This is a genomic window from Mesorhizobium sp. C372A, assembly GCF_030323245.1.
Lineage (GTDB): Bacteria > Pseudomonadota > Alphaproteobacteria > Rhizobiales > Rhizobiaceae > Mesorhizobium.
Genome location: NZ_CP100475.1, coordinates 3701030 through 3717013, shown reverse-complemented (window position 1 = coordinate 3717013; position 15984 = coordinate 3701030). Strand labels below are relative to the sequence as shown.

The window sequence follows — 15984 nt, the reverse complement described above, 5'->3', positions numbered from 1 at the left end:
CTACGCCAGCTTCTCCTTGAGGAAAGCGATCGTCCGTCCCCAGGCGAGATCGGCTGCCTTCTTGTCGTAGCGCGCGGCCGAGGTGTCGTTGTTGAAGGCATGGTTGACGCCGTCATAGACATAGAGCGTGTATTCGACATGGGCGGCGTCGAGCGCTTTCTTGTAGGCATCGATGCCGGCGTCGATGCGCTCGTCGAGCCCGGCATAGTGCAGCAACAGCGCCGCCTTGATCTTCGCCACATCCTCGGCCTTCGGCTGCATGCCGTAATAGGCGACGCCGACGGCGAGATCGGGCGCGTTGACCGCCAGATTGTTGACCGTGCCGCCGCCCCAGCAGAAGCCGACAGCACCGACCTTGCCGTTGCCGTCCTTCTCGCCCTTGAGATAGGCGATGGTCGCCAGGCCATCGGCGGTGACCTGGCTGGCGTCGAGCTTGGTGAACATGTCGCGCGCCTTGTCTTCGTCAGCGGGCGTGCCGCCGAGCGGCGACAGGAAATCCGGCGCCAGCGCCACGAACCCTTCCAGCGCAACGCGCCGCGCAACATCCTTGATATGCGGGTTGAGCCCCCTGTTCTCATGCACCACGATGACGGTGCCGAGCTTGCCGGACTGGTCCGCCGGCCTGACCAGATAGCCCTTCATCTCACCGCTGCTGCCGGAATAGGTGATATCTTCAGCCTTCACGCGCGGATCGTTGTCGGCGACGATTGCCGCCTGCGCCGAATTCGCCGCAAGCAGCGGCGCGATCGCGGCCGCCGCCGCGCCCGATCCGGCAAGCCTGGTCAGCTGTTCCATGAAGCGGCGGCGGTCGAGCGTCAGATGCGTGTATTCGTCATAGGCATCGATCATCGCCTGGGTGATGGCAGGTTTGGCAGGTTTGACGGCTTCGGCGGTGGGTTTCGTCATGGCGTGCTCCTCGTTAGGAGATGATCTCACGGTCACTCCGGGATGACCTCATGGTCACTCCGGGATGACCTCGCGGTCACTCCGGGATGACTCGCGGATCAAGATAGGGTGCAAGCTCGCACGGTCCAGTCTCGGATGGGTGACGCTTGCGCCATCGAACGATGCGGCCGCCCCGCCGAACGCGCCCATCACATTTTGGTCATTTCAGAGAATGTCGATGGTGCCGCCACAATATGGAAGGAAGCTGATGATGGTCTCGCTCGTAGCGGCGAGCCCGACGAGAAGGAACAACGCCATGACCTTGTCTACTCCGATCCTTGCAAGCGCGCTCGTGCTTGCTGTTGCTGCCTTGCTGGCAATGCGCTCCGCTGCTGCCGCAGCCGCCGCTCGGATGGTGAAGGTCCGCGTCGACCGGCGTCGGCCGGCACCACGCTGATCCAGCAGGCCGAAACAGGGCCGCAGCTAACCAATGAAGTACTGGGCTCCGTGCCCAGCCTCAAAGGCCATCTCTTACGCAAGCTGACCAAGGCTGCTGCTGCCCTCATCGCCCTGCCGGGCACTTCTCCCCGTATAGATGCCGGCAGGCAGATGAGGGGCGGCGCGACAGAATATCTGCCGGGCCGATCACTTACCTAAGTCACATCGCTGCTACTTCGGCAGCGTATAGGCCATCACATAGTCGCCGGGCTTGGTGCCGACCGAGCCATGGCCGCCGGCGACGATGACCACGAACTGGCGGCCGTCGGCGACGGTGTAGGTCATCGGCGTCGACTGCCCACCGGCCGGCAGCCTGGCCTGCCAAAGCTGCTTGCCCGATGTCAGGTCATAGGCGCGCAGATAGTCGTCGACCGCCGCGCCCAGGAAGACGACGCCGCCGGCGGTGATCATCGGCCCGCCAATGCCGGGAACACCGACCTTCAGCGGCAAGGGCAACGGCGTCATGTCGTAGACGGTGCCGTTGCGGTGCTTGTAGGCGATCTTGCCGGTTCTGAGGTCCGCTCCCGCCACATAGCCCCATGGCGGCGCCTGGCAGGGCACGCCGAGCGGCGACAGGAACGGCCCCATCACCACCGCATAGGGTGCGCCCTCATTGCGGTTCAGCCCCTGCTCGCTGCCGCGCCCCTCATCCGGCGGCGGCACCTGGTCGCGCGGAATGAGCTGCGATTTGAACGCCAGATAGGTCGGCATGCCGAACATCACCTGCCGCACCGGATCGACGGCGACGCCGCCCCAGTTGAATGTGCCGAAATTACCGGGATAGACCAGCGACCCCTGCACCGATGGCGGGGTGTAGCGGCCCTCGTAGCGCAGGCCCTGGAATTCGATCCGGCAGGCCAGCTGGTCGAACATGGTGATGCCCCACATGTCGGCGCCGGTCAGCGGCCTCGGATTGAAGGAGAGATCCGAGACCGGCTGCGTCGGCGACGTGTGATCGCCCTCGACAGCGCCGCCCGGCGCCGGCACTTCCTTGATCGGGATGATCGGCTCGCCGCTGCGCCGGTCGAGCACGTAGAGGTCGCCCTGCTTGGTCGGTCCAACCAGGCCCGGAACGACGCCGGCAGCGGTGGTGATGTCGACCAGGGTCGGCTGTGCCGGCACATCCATGTCCCAGAGGTCGTGATGCACGGTCTGCCGCACCCAGCGCACTTGTCCGGTGGCCAGATCGAGCGCGGTGATCGAGGAGGAAAACTTCTCGACATTGGCGCTGCGGCCCATCCCGAGCTGGTCCGGCGTCTGGTTGCCGAGCGGCACATAGAGCAGGCCGAGCTTCTCGTCGGCGCTTGCCGTCGACCACATGTTGGGCGAGTTGTGGGTGTAGGTCTGGCCTGCCGCCAGCGGCGTTGTCTGATCCGGATTGCCGGAATCCCAGTTCCACACCAGGGCGCCGGTGTCGACGTCGAAGGCCCGGATGACGCCGGACGGCTCTTGCGTCGAATAATTGTCGTTGACCGCGCCGCCGATGATGATCTTGCCGCCCGCAATCAGCGGCGCCGAGGTCGAGTAATAATAGCCCGACTTCGGATACGGCATGTTGGTCAACAAATTGAGCGTGCCGGCTTCGGCGAAGGACGGGCAGACCTGGCCGTTGGCGGCGTCGAGCGCGATCAGCCGCGCATCCGAGGTCGGCAGATAGACGCGCGTCGCGCAAGGCTGGCCGGCGGCGATCTTGGCATCGGCATAATAGGACACGCCGCGGCAGGTCTGGTGCTGGCGGTCCTTGTCGAGCTTGATCTTGGGATCGAAACGCCATTTCTCCTTGCCGGTGGCGGCATCGATGGCGATGGCGAAATTGTGCGGCGTGCAGATATAGAGCGCATCGCCCACCTTCAGCGGCGTCACCTGGTAGGTGGTTTCGCCGACATCGTCCGGCCCTTTCACGTCGCCGGTCTGGTAGATCCAGGCCGGCTGCAATTTGGCGACATTGTCGGGCGTGATCTGGTCGAGCGGCGAATAGCGCTGGCCAAATTGCGTACGGCCGTAGAAATGCCATTCGCCCGGAGGCACATTGCCGCCGAGATCGGCAGTCGGCGTCACCTTGTCGGCGCTGAGGTCGCCGGCGATGTCCTTGGGATCGGCCGTCATCGAATAACCGGCGACGGCGAGCGATGCGAGCACGGCCAGAATGAGCGGCGCGCGCGCGTCGGGGCCGATCAGGCCCCGCCTTGCCCAAGGCGTCAGCAGCCACAGCGCCAGAAGCACGATGATGCCGCCGCGCGGTCCGAGTTCCCACCAGTCGAAGCCGATTTCCCACACCGCCCAGGCCAGCGTGCCGAGCACGATCGCCGCGTAGAGCCAGAGCGCCGTCGATTTGCGCCGGAAGAGCAGCCATGCGGCGATGAGGAAGGCGAGACCGGTGACGACATAGTACCAGCTGCCGCCCAGCATCGCGAGCCAGACGCCGCCGCCGCCAAGTGCGAGGCCGATGAGGAACAGGATGAGGGAGGTGATGACGACAGCCAAGACGATACTCCTTCGACTGATGCGCATTCCGCGGCGCGGCCATGGGCAAAGGTATGCCAATCCTGCCCCCGGCGGTACAACCTTCTCCCGCCCGCCGTGCCTGTCAAGCCGCCGGGGAGCGATCCATGGCGAAACCAAACGGCCATGCCGCAGGCTCCGCGCACAGGGCGTTTTTTTCGAGGCCACACGCCCAGGTGGCAATCCCGCCTTGCCGGCATCCGGGTTTTCCAGCAGTCTGCTTTCGACCAACCATCAGGAGCAACCAGAGTGATGTCATTCGCCTCGCCTCTGACGCGAGTAGTCCTTGTCCTCTGTAGCTTCGTCGCGCTCACGGCCGGCACAGTGGCCGCGCCGGCACAGACGCTGAGCGAGATCAACAAGGCAAACGGCTTTCACGAGATGCTGATGGGCATCGGTCCCGGCATCGCCGCAGCCACGAAATCCATACCCGAACCGTTACCGGCAAATTTCCAGGACGCCTTGTCGGTCGCGCTGGAAGGCGCCTTCGACGCAGTCAAAATGGAGACTGCCATCGAATCGCGGATGGCGGACAGGCTGTCGGCCACCGATCTGTCCGACCTCGCAGCGTTTTACGCTTCCCCGTTGGGCAAGCACGTCACCGCTTTGGAAATTCAGTCGTCTGGCCCGGAAGGCAGGCAAAGCAAGAAGACAGAGGGCAAGCAAATCCTCGCCGAGCTTCCGACCAAGGATCCAGCCCGGCTCGAATTGTACCGCAAGATCATCGACGATATCAGCGCTGTCGACACCGGCGAGGCGATAGCGCTGAACATGAGCTACGCGATGGTTACGGGGATGCTGGGCGCAGCCGGAAAGCCTCTGTCGGACGAACAGATCATGGCGCTGGTGCGTCAGCAATCCGTGAAAATTCGCCAGAACATCGAACAGAATGCCATGCAGGGTAGCGCTTATACGTACCGGGATCTCCCGCTCGGCGATCTCAGACTGTACTCGACATTCCTGGCGTCACCCGCGGGCAGCCGCTATTACGACCAGATGCTGACGGCCTTTGGCATGGTGATGACAGAGGAAGCGCGCTCGTTCGGACATCGATTGTTCGTCGCGCTCGGTTACCGAAAGGCCTGAGCCGCAGTATCGGGCACTTTAGCAGAACAAAACGTAGACACTTCTGGTCTTTCGCTCCCGAATCACTACATTCGGGGGAGATGTCCGGCTTTGCGGAAGAAATGCCCTTTTTCGACGAACCCAATGCGCGGCCCGCGGCCCCGTCGGGCATAGCCGCGCGCGCCATGGCGGCCCGCAGCGGACCCAACAGCGCACCCGATTATCTCAACGGCCTCAACCCCGAGCAGCGGCTGGCGGTGGAAACCACCGAAGGCCCGGTCCTGGTGCTGGCCGGCGCCGGCACCGGCAAGACCCGCGTGCTGACCACCCGCATCGCCCATATCCTGGCCACCGGCAGGGCTTTCCCCTCGCAGATCCTGGCGGTGACCTTCACCAACAAGGCCGCGCGCGAGATGAAGCAGCGCATCGGCCATCTCGTCGGCGAAGCCGTCGAGGGCATGCCGTGGCTCGGCACCTTCCACTCCATCGGCGTCAAGCTCTTGCGCCGCCACGCTGAGCTGGCCGGGCTCAAATCCGATTTCACCATCCTCGACACCGACGATGTCGTACGGCTGATCAAGCAGCTGATCCAGGCCGAAGGCCTCGACGACAAGCGCTGGCCGGCCAAGCAGTTCGCGCAGATGATCGACGGCTGGAAGAACAAGGGCCAAGGCCCCGCCGACATTGCCGAGGGCGACGCGCGCAGCTTCGCCAACGGCAAGGGCCGGGAACTCTACAAGGCCTATCAGGAGCGGCTGAAGACGCTGAACGCCTGCGACTTCGGCGATCTGCTCTGCCACCCGATCCGCATCTTCCGCGCCAATCCGGACGTGCTGAAGGACTACCACAAGCGCTTCAAATACATCCTCGTCGACGAGTACCAGGACACCAACACCGCGCAATACATGTGGCTGCGGCTGCTGGCGCAAAGACCTACCTCCCCCTCGATGGGGGAGGTCGCGCCGCGTAGCGGCGCGAGTGGGGGTGGCAGCGCCGGCGCCAGTCACCCCTCCCCGCCGCTTCGCGGCGACCCTCCCCATCCAGGGGAGGGTAAAGCGCGCTCGGCCAAAGGCCGCATGCCCGACCGGGCGTCCGAGCCGTTGCGAGGGCCCGCGCCGGCAGGCGCGGAACAGCCCGTGAGCGTGAATATTTGCTGCGTCGGCGACGACGACCAATCGATCTATGGCTGGCGTGGCGCCGAGGTCGACAACATCCTGCGCTTCGACAAGGATTTTCCCGGCGCCACCATCATCCGTCTGGAGCGCAATTATCGCTCGACCGCGCACATCCTCGGCACTGCCTCGCACCTCATCGCCCACAATGAGGGCCGCTTCGGCAAGACGCTGTTCACCGAGAAGGTCGCCGAGGACGACGAGAAGGTGCATGTCCACGCCGCGTGGGATTCCGAGGAGGAGGCGCGCGCCGTCGGCGAGACCATCGAGACCTACCAGCGTGCCAAGCACAAGCTCAATGATATGGCCATCCTGGTCCGCGCCTCCTTCCAGATGCGCGAATTCGAGGATCGCTTCGTCACGCTCGGCCTCAACTACCGCGTCATCGGCGGCCCGCGCTTCTATGAGCGCATGGAAATCCGCGATGCACTGGCCTTCTTCCGCGTCGTCGCGCAGGGCGCCGACGACCTCGCCTTCGAGCGCATCGTCAATGTCCCCAAGCGCGGCCTGGGTGAAGCCACCATCCGCCAGATCCACGACACGGCGCGGAGCTTGCGCATCCCGATGCTGGAGGCAGCCGCCAAGCTCGCAGAAAGCGACGAGCTGAAGCCCAAGCCCCGCGCGGCCTTGCGCGAAGTGGCGGCCAATTTCGAGCGCTGGCAGAAGGCGCTGGAAACCACGCCGCACACCGAACTCGCCGAGACCATTCTGGAGGAGAGCGGCTACACCGACATGTGGAAGAACGACCGCTCGGTCGAGGCGCCGGGCCGGCTGGAAAACCTGAAAGAGCTTATCCGCTCGATGGAGGAGTACGAATCGCTGCGCTCCTTCCTCGAGCATGTCGCGCTGGTCATGGACGCCGAGCAGAACGCCGAGCTTGACGCCGTCAACATCATGACGCTGCATTCGGCCAAGGGCCTCGAATTCGAGACCGTGTTCCTCCCCGGCTGGGAGGAAGGCCTGTTCCCGCACCAACGCGCGCTGGACGAAGGCGGCCGCTCCGGCCTGGAGGAAGAGCGCCGTCTCGCCTATGTCGGCCTGACCCGGGCCAAGAAGAACCTGCATCTGTGGTTCGTCTCCAACCGCCGCATCCACGGCCTGTGGCAGTCGACCATCCCGTCGCGCTTTCTGGACGAACTGCCGGAAGCCCATGTCGAGGTCGCCGAAAGCGGCAACTCCTATGGCGGCTACGGCAATTCCTATGGCGGCGGTTCGTTCGCGTCGGGCCGTGGCGGCCAGGGCGCAGGGCGGCAGAACCCCTACGGCGCCTCGCGCTTCGACAATGTCGGCGCGGAAAAATCCGGCGCCTTCTCCAACACCTATGCGACGCCCGGCTGGCAGCGCGCGCAGGCCAACCGCACCGAGGCGACCGACCGCAACTGGGGCTCGCGCTCCGGCCACCAGGTCGAGCGCATCGGCTATGGCGAGACCGACTCCGGCTACGGCGCCGGCCGAACCAGCGTCAAAGGCCGCACCATTGACGGCGAACTGGTCGCCAAATCCGTCGCCGACACGCCGTCAGCCTTTAGTGTCGGCGACCGCGTCTTCCACCAGAAATTCGGCAACGGCAACATCTCCAACATCGAAGGCAACAAGCTGACCATCGACTTCGACAAGGCCGGCCAGAAACGCGTGCTGGACGGGTTTGTGGCGGCGGTGTGAGCGCCCGCTTGTCCTGTTGTCCTACAAGCGACCACATTGTTGTAGTCTGGCGGAGCCCTCCCCGCCTCGTCATCCACGGGCGGAGCAAGGAGCGTAGCGACGCAGCGTAGACCCGAGGATCCATCCCGCGTCTTCAACGCGTTGCCACGGTGCGGAATCCTGCGCAGCTGCACGCCAAGGTCGCGGAATGGATTCCAGGGTCTACGCGACGGAGCTTCGCTCCTGCTCCGCCTTAGAATGACGAAGCGACGGGCGTCTGCCCAGTCGTCGGGGCATGCGGTCCGCAACATGAGCGTCCCCGTCAATTTAGCCCGCCCCTCACCTGTACCGCGCCTGGTTCCACTTGTGCCCCAGCAGCGACAGGATGATGATCAGCCCGTTGAAGAACTGGACGTAGAAGCCGCTCAGGCCCGCCGCCACGACGCCGGTCTGGATGAACGACACGGTGACCGCGCCGATCGCTCCACCGGCAACCGTACCGATGCCGCCCCAGGTCGGCGTGCCGCCGACGAACACCGAAGCCAGCACCGGCAAGAGATAGCCGTCGCCCGCGGTCGGCCACCAGGTGAAGTTGATCATCACCGAAAACGTGCCGGCGATCGCGGCCCCGATGCCGGTGAAGATGAACACTTTCACCCGCACACGCTTGACGTCGATGCCCATTTGCTGGGCGCTGTCGGGGTTGTCGCCGACGACCCTCACCTGCGCGCCGAAGCGGTGCCGGTTGTAGAGCATTGCCGAAAAAATGACGAAGGCGAGTGCCCAGAAGACCTGTACCGGAAAACCCCACACCTGACCGGAGAAGATGGTGTACGCCCAGCTGTCGCTGAGACCGGTCAATGCCGTCGATCTGCCCTCGTTGATGATCTGGATCAGTCCCCGCAGCAGGAAATTCATGCCGAGGGTGGCGATCAGCGACGACAGCCCGCCATAAACGACCAGGGATCCGACGAGAAAGCCGAGCAGCGTGCCGGTGATGAGTGCGGCAGCAATGCCGAGAAACGGATCGTAGCCGGCCTGCACCACCAGCGCGAACACCCAGGAGGCAAAGCCCATGGTTGCGGGAAACGACAGGTCGATCTCGCCGCAGGTGACGACGAAGACCAGCGGCACCACCACGAACAGGGCAACCGGCAGCGTGGTCAGCACGGATCTGTAGAGATACCAGGTGGTGAACACGGTCGGGTTGGCGATCAGGAACGCCGCCATCATGATGTTGAACACGGCGAGCGTGCCGAGCGCTGCGCGGTTGTCGATGACGAAACCGCGCAGCCAATGGTCGGACGGGTGCTTCCACTCAGGCCGGGCTGCCTTGCCGCCGAGCGGGCTCTGCAGATCGGGTTCCATGGTCTTGCTCATCGTGCTGCCCTCTCCGCGTCGCCGGCCTCGTGCAGCCCCGGCAATCCGCCGGGATGCGCAACGTCTTCCATGAAATTGATCAGCTCTTCGGCCGACTTGACCTCGGTGCGATCGGCGGTCAGCGCCACCTTGCCGCGGTCAATCACCACGAAGCGGTCGGCGATGTCGAAGACATGGTGGATGTTGTGGCCGATGAATAGGATCGAACGGCCGCTCGCCCGCACCTGGCGCACGAAATGGAAGACCTTGGCGGTCTCGGTCAGCGACAGCGCCGTCGTCGGCTCGTCGAGGATGATCAGCTCCGCCTGCTTGTAGATGGCGCGCGCGATCGCCACGCCCTGGCGTTCGCCGCCCGAGAGCTGGCCGACGATCGAATGCGGCGTGAACACTTTCGAGGTAAAGCCGATCTCGCGCATCAGCCGGCTCGCCTCCTCTATCTCTTTATTGACCTTCAGAAAGCCCATGAAGCCGGTGAGTTCGCGGCCCATGAAGATGTTGCGCACGATGGTCTGCTGCACGGCCAGCGCCCGGTCCTGGAAGACCGTCTCGATGCCGGCGTCGCGCGAGCGTGCCGCACTCCAGCCGGTCACCGGCTTGCCGCGCACCAGGATCTCGCCGCTGGTCGGCTTGACGACGCCGGACAGGATCTTGATCAGCGTCGATTTGCCGGCGCCATTGTCGCCGATCAGGCCAACCACCTCGCCGCGGTCGACCGAGAGATTGACCCCGCCCAGCGCATAGACCTGGCCATAGGATTTGCTGATGTCGCGCAGTTCGATGATGCGTTCGGCCATGGCGATCCTCGCTCCTGTGGTATCATCCCGGCCTGGTGCCGGCGGTCCTGCCGGCCGGGCTTGCGCCCAGCCGGCAGTTTGGGAGGTCAGCGAAGCGCCTGCTTGGCGAGCTCGGCGACGATCTCGTAATTCTGCGGCGTGACGAAGCCCGCCCCGGTGTCGACATTCATCGGCGCCAGGCCCAGCACCACCTGCTGGCAAAGGCTGAGGATCGGCAGATAGCCTTGCAGAAACGGCTGCTGATCAGCCGTCAGCTGCACCCAGCCGCCCTTGAACGCCTCGACGATCTGCGGGCTGGTATCGAAGCCGAAATTGAAGATGTCGCCCGGCTTGCGCCCTGCCGCCTGCATGTAGGTGGCGACGTTGCCCAGCATCTGGCCGCCGGGATAGCCGACCGCCTTGACGTCGGGATTGTTGAGCAGGGCCGCGGTGATCACCGGTATCGCCAGATTGGGGTCGGACGCCCATTCGCCGCTCGGCGGCGACGACAGCTGGATGACCTCGACGCCGGCTTCCTTGAGTGCTGCCACCGTGCCGCGCTCGCGCGCGCCGCGGGCCTCGTTCTCGAACGGACCGATCATGATCGCCTTGTCGCCGGACTTGAGATTGCCGAGCTTGAACGCTTCGACGCCGAGCGCGCGGCCCTGCTGCTCCTGCTGGGCGCCGACATAGCCGCCGCCGAACGCAGCCACCACCGTCGGCACCGGCACGTTCTGGTACATCATCTTGATGCCGTCCTTGTGCGCCTGTTCGGCCAGCGGCATGATCGCGGCGTCGCCCGGATGGCCCATCATGGCAATGCCGTTGGGCTTCACGGCGACGGCCTCACGCAATTGCTGCACCATCTTCTCGACGTCCCACTGCGAGAAGATGTAGTCGACCTTCGGCCCGAGATCGGACGCCGCCTGCTTGGCGCCATTGTAGACGATGGTGCCGAAAGCGTCGCCCTCGGCGCCGCCGACGAAAAAGCGGATGTGGACATCCTTGCACCACTGGGCGTCGAGCGCCTGCGCCGGCAGAGTGGAGATGGCAGCGCACAGCGCCGTGGCGGCGGCCACGACGGTCGAGCGCAGAAGTGTCGTTCTCATTGCGATGCTCATGCACGTTCCTCCCTTTTGTCCTCGGTGAGCCGAGGGGTTCGTCGTTCGCCTGTCGGCAGTGCTTGTCGGCAGTGCTTGGCAATCTGTCAGGCCGGCTCCTCCCACCGGCCCTCGGTCACGCCGGGTTCGGCAGGTAGGTCGCTCCTCCCCGGCATTGCTTGAGGTATTCCAGCCCGCGCACCTGGCCTGTGATTTCGAGGTCGCCGCGATAGACCGGGTCGTGCCAGCCCTCGATGTCGATGGCGCCCTTGTAACCGGCCAGCCGCAATTCGCTGATCACCCGCGTCCAGTCGCTGTCGCCAAACCCGGGCGTGCGCATCTGCACGAAGGGCAGCTTGCCGAACACGCCGTGCTCGCGGATCACATCCCAGCGCACCGTCGCGTCCTTGCCGTGGACATGGAAGATGCGCGGCGCCCATTTGCGGATCTGCGGCATCGGGTCGATGAGATAGACCAGCTGATGGCAGGGCTCCCATTCGAGGCCGAGATTGTCGTCGGGCAATTCGTTGAACATCAACTCCCAGGCATCGGGATTGTGGGCGATGTTCCAGTCGCCGGCCGCCCAGTTGCCATCCATCGCGCAATTCTCGAAGCCGATGCGCACGCCCTTGTCTGCGGCGCGCCTGGCCAGCGGACCCCAGACCTCACGGAAGCGCGGCAGGCTGTCTGTCAGCTTCTTGCCACGCAGGCGGCCGGTGAAGCCGCTGACCGTCGAGGCGCCGAACAGATGCGCATTGTCGATGACGGTTTCCCAGGCCGCGAGCACGCCGCGATCGAGCTCGCCGTCCTCCAGCGGATTGCCGAACACGCCGATCGACGACACGGCGACATCGGCATCGCCGATCGCCTCGCGAATCTCACCGGCGAGCCGCGGCAAATCCTTGCCGCCCAGCGTCTGCCAGAAGAAGGGCTGGATGCTCTCGAAGCCGAGAGGCAGAATCTCTTTGATGTAGGCGGCGGGGTCTTCGAGATTGGCCCGCACCATGGTGCCGATCCGGATGTCGAGAAGCGGGTTCGGCATCATGATGCTTCCTGTGTGATTGCGACGCGCCGCCCCGTCTCGGCGCTTTCGATGGCGCCGAAAACCATGGCCAGGCTTTTGATGTTGTCGCTGCCACGGGTTTCCGGCTCGCTGCCGGTCTCGATGGCGTGGATGAAATCCTTGATGATGCCGAGATGACCGCCGATGCGGTCGGCGGGATCGAGCGGCGGCACTGTGATGGGTTGGGTCAGGTCGAACAGGCCGTCGCGGACCGACAACACAACTTCGGCCTTCAGCCCGTCCTCGCCGTCCCAGACCAGGCTGCCGTGCTCGGCGACGATGCGCCACGTGCTCTCCCAGCTGGTGCGGAAGCCCGCCGCGCACCAAGAGCCTGCATAGGTGAACACCTTGCCGCCGCCGAGATCGAAGATAGCGCTGGCCGACGATCCCTGCCGGTACCAGGAATTCGCCGGCTCCCATTCCTGGCAAAAGACGCCGGCGGGATCGCCGCCGACCATGTAGCGGGCGGCGTCGAAAGTATGGATCGCCATGTCGAGCAAGAGCACATGCGCCATCTCCTCGCGGAAGCCGCCGAAATGCGGCGCGACGAAGAAATCGGCATGGATGCTGGTTGGCTTGCCGATGGCGCCGGAGTCGAGAAAGCGCCTGATGCGCCGGACATTGGCGACGTAGCGGCGGTTCTGCACGACCGCATGGATACGCCCCGCGTTACGTGCCGCATCGACGATGGCGCGCGCATTTTCTGGAGTATCGGCCAGCGGCTTTTCCGTCAGCAGATGGCAATGATGGGCAAAGGCGGCAAAGGCGACGTCGCGGCGGGCGGCGGGAACCACGACATCGAACACCGCTTGCGGTTTGGTCTGGTCGAGAACCGCATCCAAGCTGGTGCCGATGACGACGCTATCGAGCCCGTATTCGCGTGCCCTCGCCCGCGCCCGTTCGGCGTCGAGATCGACAAGGCCGACAATGGCGAGCCCGTCGATCTGCCTCGCGGCATCGAGCCAGGCCTTGCTCATCGCACCACAGCCGACGAGGACGGCATTCATCATCCAGCATTCCTCCCGTCCGGTCCCTCCAGACCGAATGTCACGGCATTTCCGGCATCACCGTAAACGTTTCTCCGTAAACGTTTACGAGAACACACCCGATGGCGTAGAATGTCAACCGGCTGCCAGCGAAAATCATCCCGAAGCCTTGGCCTGGGCGGCAGCCGGTGCTAGCCAAGACAGGGGGAGAACTGTCCTTGGCGTCCAGCATCCATGACCTTGCGCGTCACCTGAACATTTCGATCGGCACCGTGTCGCGGGCGCTGAACGGCCGCGCCGACGTCAATGCCGACACCCGCCAGCGCGTGCTCGCCGCCGCCAAGCAATTGAACTATTCGCCCAACCAGTCCGGCCGCAGTCTGCGGCAAGGCACCACCCATTCGATCGCCTTCATGCTGCAGCCGCATCCGGGCGACCAGCAATATGGCGAACCGTTCTTCATCCCGTTCCTGATCGGTCTGCAGGGCCGACTGGCCGAGGATGACCTGGATCTGATGGTCGTCATGGGCGAGCCCGGCCAATATCAGCAGGAGAGGCTGCGCCGCGTGGTTGAGACGCGCCGAGCCGACGCGGTCGTGTTGGCCAATACACGGCGGGAAGACGATCGGATCGACTATCTCAGCAAGGCTGGCTTTCCCTTCGCCACGCTTGGCCGAAGTCAATCCGGCGACGACACCTATCCTTCGCTCGATATCGATTTCGAGAGGGCGGGTGATGAAGCCGTCGACCGGCTGGTCGCGCGCGGCCACCGCCGCATTGCCGCCATCCGCCCTTCGCTGGATCTCAACTTCGGCTACCTGTTCCTCGACGGCTACCGCAAGGCGCTGGGGCGGCATGGCATCGAAGTCGACCCCGGCCTGATCGCCGACGGCTTCATCAACGAGGCCGGAGGCTACCAGGTGACGCCGCGCGTGATGCTCTCCAAGGACCGGCCCACAGCCATCATCTTCAACAATGACGCAATGGCGCTCGGCGGCTGCAAGGCACTGGCCGAGATGGGCATCAGGCCCGGCCACGACATCGCGGTGATCGTCATCGTCGACACGCCGCTCTGCCGTTATTTCTCGCCGGCGCTGACCGCCTTCCGTCCGTCGCTGGAGCCGATGGGCCGGCGGCTGGCCGAAATGTTGCTGGCCTCGCTTCCCGCCTTTGCCGGCCCGGAAGGTCCGCGCATCATCCGCGAAGTCTGGCCGCTGGAGCTGATCGCCCGCGACAGCGATTGATAGTGCGTCTCTCCCTTCTCCCACAAGGGAGAAGGAAGAGGCCCGCTCTGTCACGCAAGTATCATGTTCGCGTCCTAGACCGCTTTGCGAGAGGGCGACATCGTCGATGCGATGCGGTGGCCCCTTTGCGCCGCTCAAGGCTTGTCACAAAGAGGATCTCCATGAAAATCTCGCACCGAACCGTGTCGCTCGGCGCCGCGCTGGCGCTGTTTACCGCCCTGACCCCTGCCCTTGCCGACAGCACAGCCACCGTTGGTGGCTTCGTCAACAAGGGCCTGGTCGGCGTCGGCCGCATCCCGTCCGATCAGAAGGACAAGTTCGGCGAGACCTTCGGCTCCGGCTCCGGCATGTCGATCGACGCCGCAAGCTGGACCCGTGGCGCGGACGGCTACAAGGGCTCGCTCTGGTTGCTGCCGGACCGTGGCTACAATGTCGTCGGCACCACCGATTACCGGCCGCGCCTCAACACTATTCGCATCGAGTTCACGCCGGTAGCACTAGGCGCCACGCCCACCTCCGGCCAGGAACAGACAGGCGTCAAGGCGACGCTTGCCGATTCCCTGCTCCTCACCGACGACAAGGGCGCTGACGCCACCGGCCTCGATCCGCTCAACGGCGTGCGCGCGGCCAATGGCGACCTGCCGATCCTGCCCGAGGCCAATGGCAAGCTGGCGCTCGACAATGAGGCGATCGCGCGGCTGCCCGACGGCACCATGTTCATCTCTGACGAATACGGCCCCAACATCTACCGCTTCTCGGCCGACGGCCATCTGTTGTCGGCAACGCAGCCGCCGGCCGCTTTGGTGCCGATGCGCAAGGGCGCGCCGAACTTCGCCTCCGACAATCCAGGCCCCGGTGCAGCCGAACCCGATCCGAAGGATCCCGAAACCGGCCGCCAGAACAACCAGGGTCTCGAAGGCATGGCGCTGACGCCGGACGGCAAGTCGCTGATCGCCGTGCTGCAATCGGCGCCCCGCCAGGATGGCGGCGATTCGCCCGCGACGCGCCAAAACACCCGCGCGCTGGTCTATGACGCCTCCGACCCGGCCCATCTCAAGCTGGTGCATGAATATGCCGTGCCGCTGCCGGTGTTCAAGGACGCCAAGGACAAGACCAAGGTCGCCGCGCAGAGCGAGATCGTGGCGCTGTCCGACAAGACCTTCCTGATGCTGGCGCGCGACAGCGGAAACGGCCAGGGGGTGAAGGGCGATACTTCGCTGCTGCGCCAGATTTTCGTCGTCGACGTCTCTGGCGCCACCGACATTGCCGGCGGCGCCTTCGATGCCGCCGACAAGCCGCTGGCGCCCAAGGGCGTGCTCGACCCCTCAGTGACGCCGGCCAAGCTGACGCCGTTCATCGACATCAACGACAACAAGGAACTCGGCCGTTTCGGCCTGCATGGCGGCAAGCCGAACGACAAGAACAATCTCTCGGAGAAGTGGGAAGCAATGTCTGTGGTCAGCCTGCTCGATCCGGCGCTGCCCGACGACTATTTCCTGTTCGTCGGCAACGATAACGACTTTCTCACCCAAGACGGTTTTCAGGTCGGCGCGCCCTACAAGGCCGACGACGGCGCCGATGTCGACACCATGTTCCTGGTCTATCAGGTCACGCTTCCGGGCCTCGCCAAGAAGTAGCCGTATACGGAAAGGCGGACGCGCCCGGCGCGTCCGCC

Annotated in this window: 12 protein-coding genes; 5 read left to right on the top strand and 7 right to left on the bottom strand. The window is 64.8% G+C overall.

Annotation, left to right across the window (positions count from 1 at the left end; translation table 11 throughout):
- On the bottom strand, positions 1-906 hold the full coding sequence (locus NLY42_RS17605) for a dienelactone hydrolase family protein (protein ID WP_023682108.1): 906 nt from the start codon (positions 904-906) through the stop codon (positions 1-3).
- 135 nt (positions 907-1041) lie between these two features.
- On the opposite strand from NLY42_RS17605, the gene NLY42_RS17600 reads away from it, so the two are divergent.
- A complete protein-coding gene (locus NLY42_RS17600; protein ID WP_155923825.1) occupies positions 1042-1542 on the top strand; it encodes a hypothetical protein in 501 nt (166 codons plus the stop codon).
- Between the two features lie 12 nt (positions 1543-1554).
- Here NLY42_RS17600 and NLY42_RS17595 read toward each other — a convergent pair whose 3' ends face one another.
- Positions 1555-3894 carry a glucose/quinate/shikimate family membrane-bound PQQ-dependent dehydrogenase gene (locus tag NLY42_RS17595; protein ID WP_196814830.1) on the bottom strand — a complete coding sequence of 780 codons (2340 nt, stop codon included), beginning with the start codon at positions 3892-3894 and terminating at the stop codon, positions 1555-1557.
- Positions 3895-4137: 243 nt separating this feature from the next.
- On the opposite strand from NLY42_RS17595, the gene NLY42_RS17590 reads away from it, so the two are divergent.
- Positions 4138-4971 carry a DUF2059 domain-containing protein gene (locus NLY42_RS17590; protein WP_023712457.1) on the top strand — a complete coding sequence of 278 codons (834 nt, stop codon included), beginning with the start codon at positions 4138-4140 and terminating at the stop codon, positions 4969-4971.
- Positions 4972-5051: 80 nt separating this feature from the next.
- A complete protein-coding gene (locus tag NLY42_RS17585) occupies positions 5052-7784 on the top strand; it encodes an ATP-dependent helicase (protein WP_023756374.1) in 2733 nt (910 codons plus the stop codon).
- Positions 7785-8102: 318 nt separating this feature from the next.
- On the opposite strand, the gene NLY42_RS17580 is transcribed toward NLY42_RS17585, so the two are convergent.
- The 5 genes from NLY42_RS17580 to NLY42_RS17560 all read right to left on the bottom strand — a co-directional run bounded on the left by NLY42_RS17580 (position 8103) and on the right by NLY42_RS17560 (position 13089).
- Positions 8103-9143, bottom strand: a complete 1041-nt coding sequence (locus NLY42_RS17580) for an ABC transporter permease (protein ID WP_023753524.1) — start codon at positions 9141-9143, stop codon at positions 8103-8105.
- Complete coding sequence (locus NLY42_RS17575) at positions 9140-9937, bottom strand: ATP-binding cassette domain-containing protein (RefSeq protein WP_023668308.1); 798 nt, start codon at positions 9935-9937, stop codon at positions 9140-9142. Before NLY42_RS17575 ends, NLY42_RS17580 begins: the two co-directional genes overlap by 4 nt.
- A gap of 86 nt (positions 9938-10023) precedes the next feature.
- A complete protein-coding gene (locus NLY42_RS17570; RefSeq protein ID WP_023682113.1) occupies positions 10024-11037 on the bottom strand; it encodes a substrate-binding domain-containing protein in 1014 nt (337 codons plus the stop codon).
- Between the two features lie 115 nt (positions 11038-11152).
- Entirely contained in the window at positions 11153-12061 is a 909-nt protein-coding gene (locus NLY42_RS17565; protein ID WP_032895460.1) for a sugar phosphate isomerase/epimerase family protein, read from the bottom strand.
- On the bottom strand, positions 12058-13089 hold the full coding sequence (locus tag NLY42_RS17560; protein WP_023697000.1) for a Gfo/Idh/MocA family protein: 1032 nt from the start codon (positions 13087-13089) through the stop codon (positions 12058-12060). The genes NLY42_RS17565 and NLY42_RS17560 overlap by 4 nt, the downstream gene beginning before the upstream one ends.
- A gap of 194 nt (positions 13090-13283) precedes the next feature.
- Between NLY42_RS17560 and NLY42_RS17555 the strand changes: the two genes are divergently transcribed.
- Both NLY42_RS17555 and NLY42_RS17550 read left to right on the top strand, forming a co-directional pair.
- On the top strand, positions 13284-14309 hold the full coding sequence (locus NLY42_RS17555; protein WP_023697001.1) for a LacI family DNA-binding transcriptional regulator: 1026 nt from the start codon (positions 13284-13286) through the stop codon (positions 14307-14309).
- Between the two features lie 161 nt (positions 14310-14470).
- A complete protein-coding gene (locus tag NLY42_RS17550; RefSeq protein ID WP_023753526.1) occupies positions 14471-15946 on the top strand; it encodes an esterase-like activity of phytase family protein in 1476 nt (491 codons plus the stop codon).
- Positions 15947-15984: the final 38 nt, after the last annotated feature.

What these genes read in the sequence shown, in the direction of transcription:
- NLY42_RS17605 (WP_023682108.1), bottom strand. Translation starts at nt 906, where the DNA reads ATGACGAAACCCACCGCCGAAGCCGTCAAACCTGCCAAACCTGCCATC.
- NLY42_RS17600 (WP_155923825.1), top strand. Translation starts at nt 1,042, where the DNA reads ATGGGTGACGCTTGCGCCATCGAACGATGCGGCCGCCCCGCCGAACGC.
- NLY42_RS17595 (WP_196814830.1), bottom strand. Translation starts at nt 3,894, where the DNA reads ATGCGCATCAGTCGAAGGAGTATCGTCTTGGCTGTCGTCATCACCTCC.
- NLY42_RS17590 (WP_023712457.1), top strand. Translation starts at nt 4,138, where the DNA reads ATGTCATTCGCCTCGCCTCTGACGCGAGTAGTCCTTGTCCTCTGTAGC.
- NLY42_RS17585 (WP_023756374.1), top strand. Translation starts at nt 5,052, where the DNA reads ATGTCCGGCTTTGCGGAAGAAATGCCCTTTTTCGACGAACCCAATGCG.
- NLY42_RS17580 (WP_023753524.1), bottom strand. Translation starts at nt 9,143, where the DNA reads ATGAGCAAGACCATGGAACCCGATCTGCAGAGCCCGCTCGGCGGCAAG.
- NLY42_RS17575 (WP_023668308.1), bottom strand. Translation starts at nt 9,937, where the DNA reads ATGGCCGAACGCATCATCGAACTGCGCGACATCAGCAAATCCTATGGC.
- NLY42_RS17570 (WP_023682113.1), bottom strand. Translation starts at nt 11,037, where the DNA reads ATGAGCATCGCAATGAGAACGACACTTCTGCGCTCGACCGTCGTGGCC.
- NLY42_RS17565 (WP_032895460.1), bottom strand. Translation starts at nt 12,061, where the DNA reads ATGATGCCGAACCCGCTTCTCGACATCCGGATCGGCACCATGGTGCGG.
- NLY42_RS17560 (WP_023697000.1), bottom strand. Translation starts at nt 13,089, where the DNA reads ATGATGAATGCCGTCCTCGTCGGCTGTGGTGCGATGAGCAAGGCCTGG.
- NLY42_RS17550 (WP_023753526.1), top strand. Translation starts at nt 14,471, where the DNA reads ATGAAAATCTCGCACCGAACCGTGTCGCTCGGCGCCGCGCTGGCGCTG.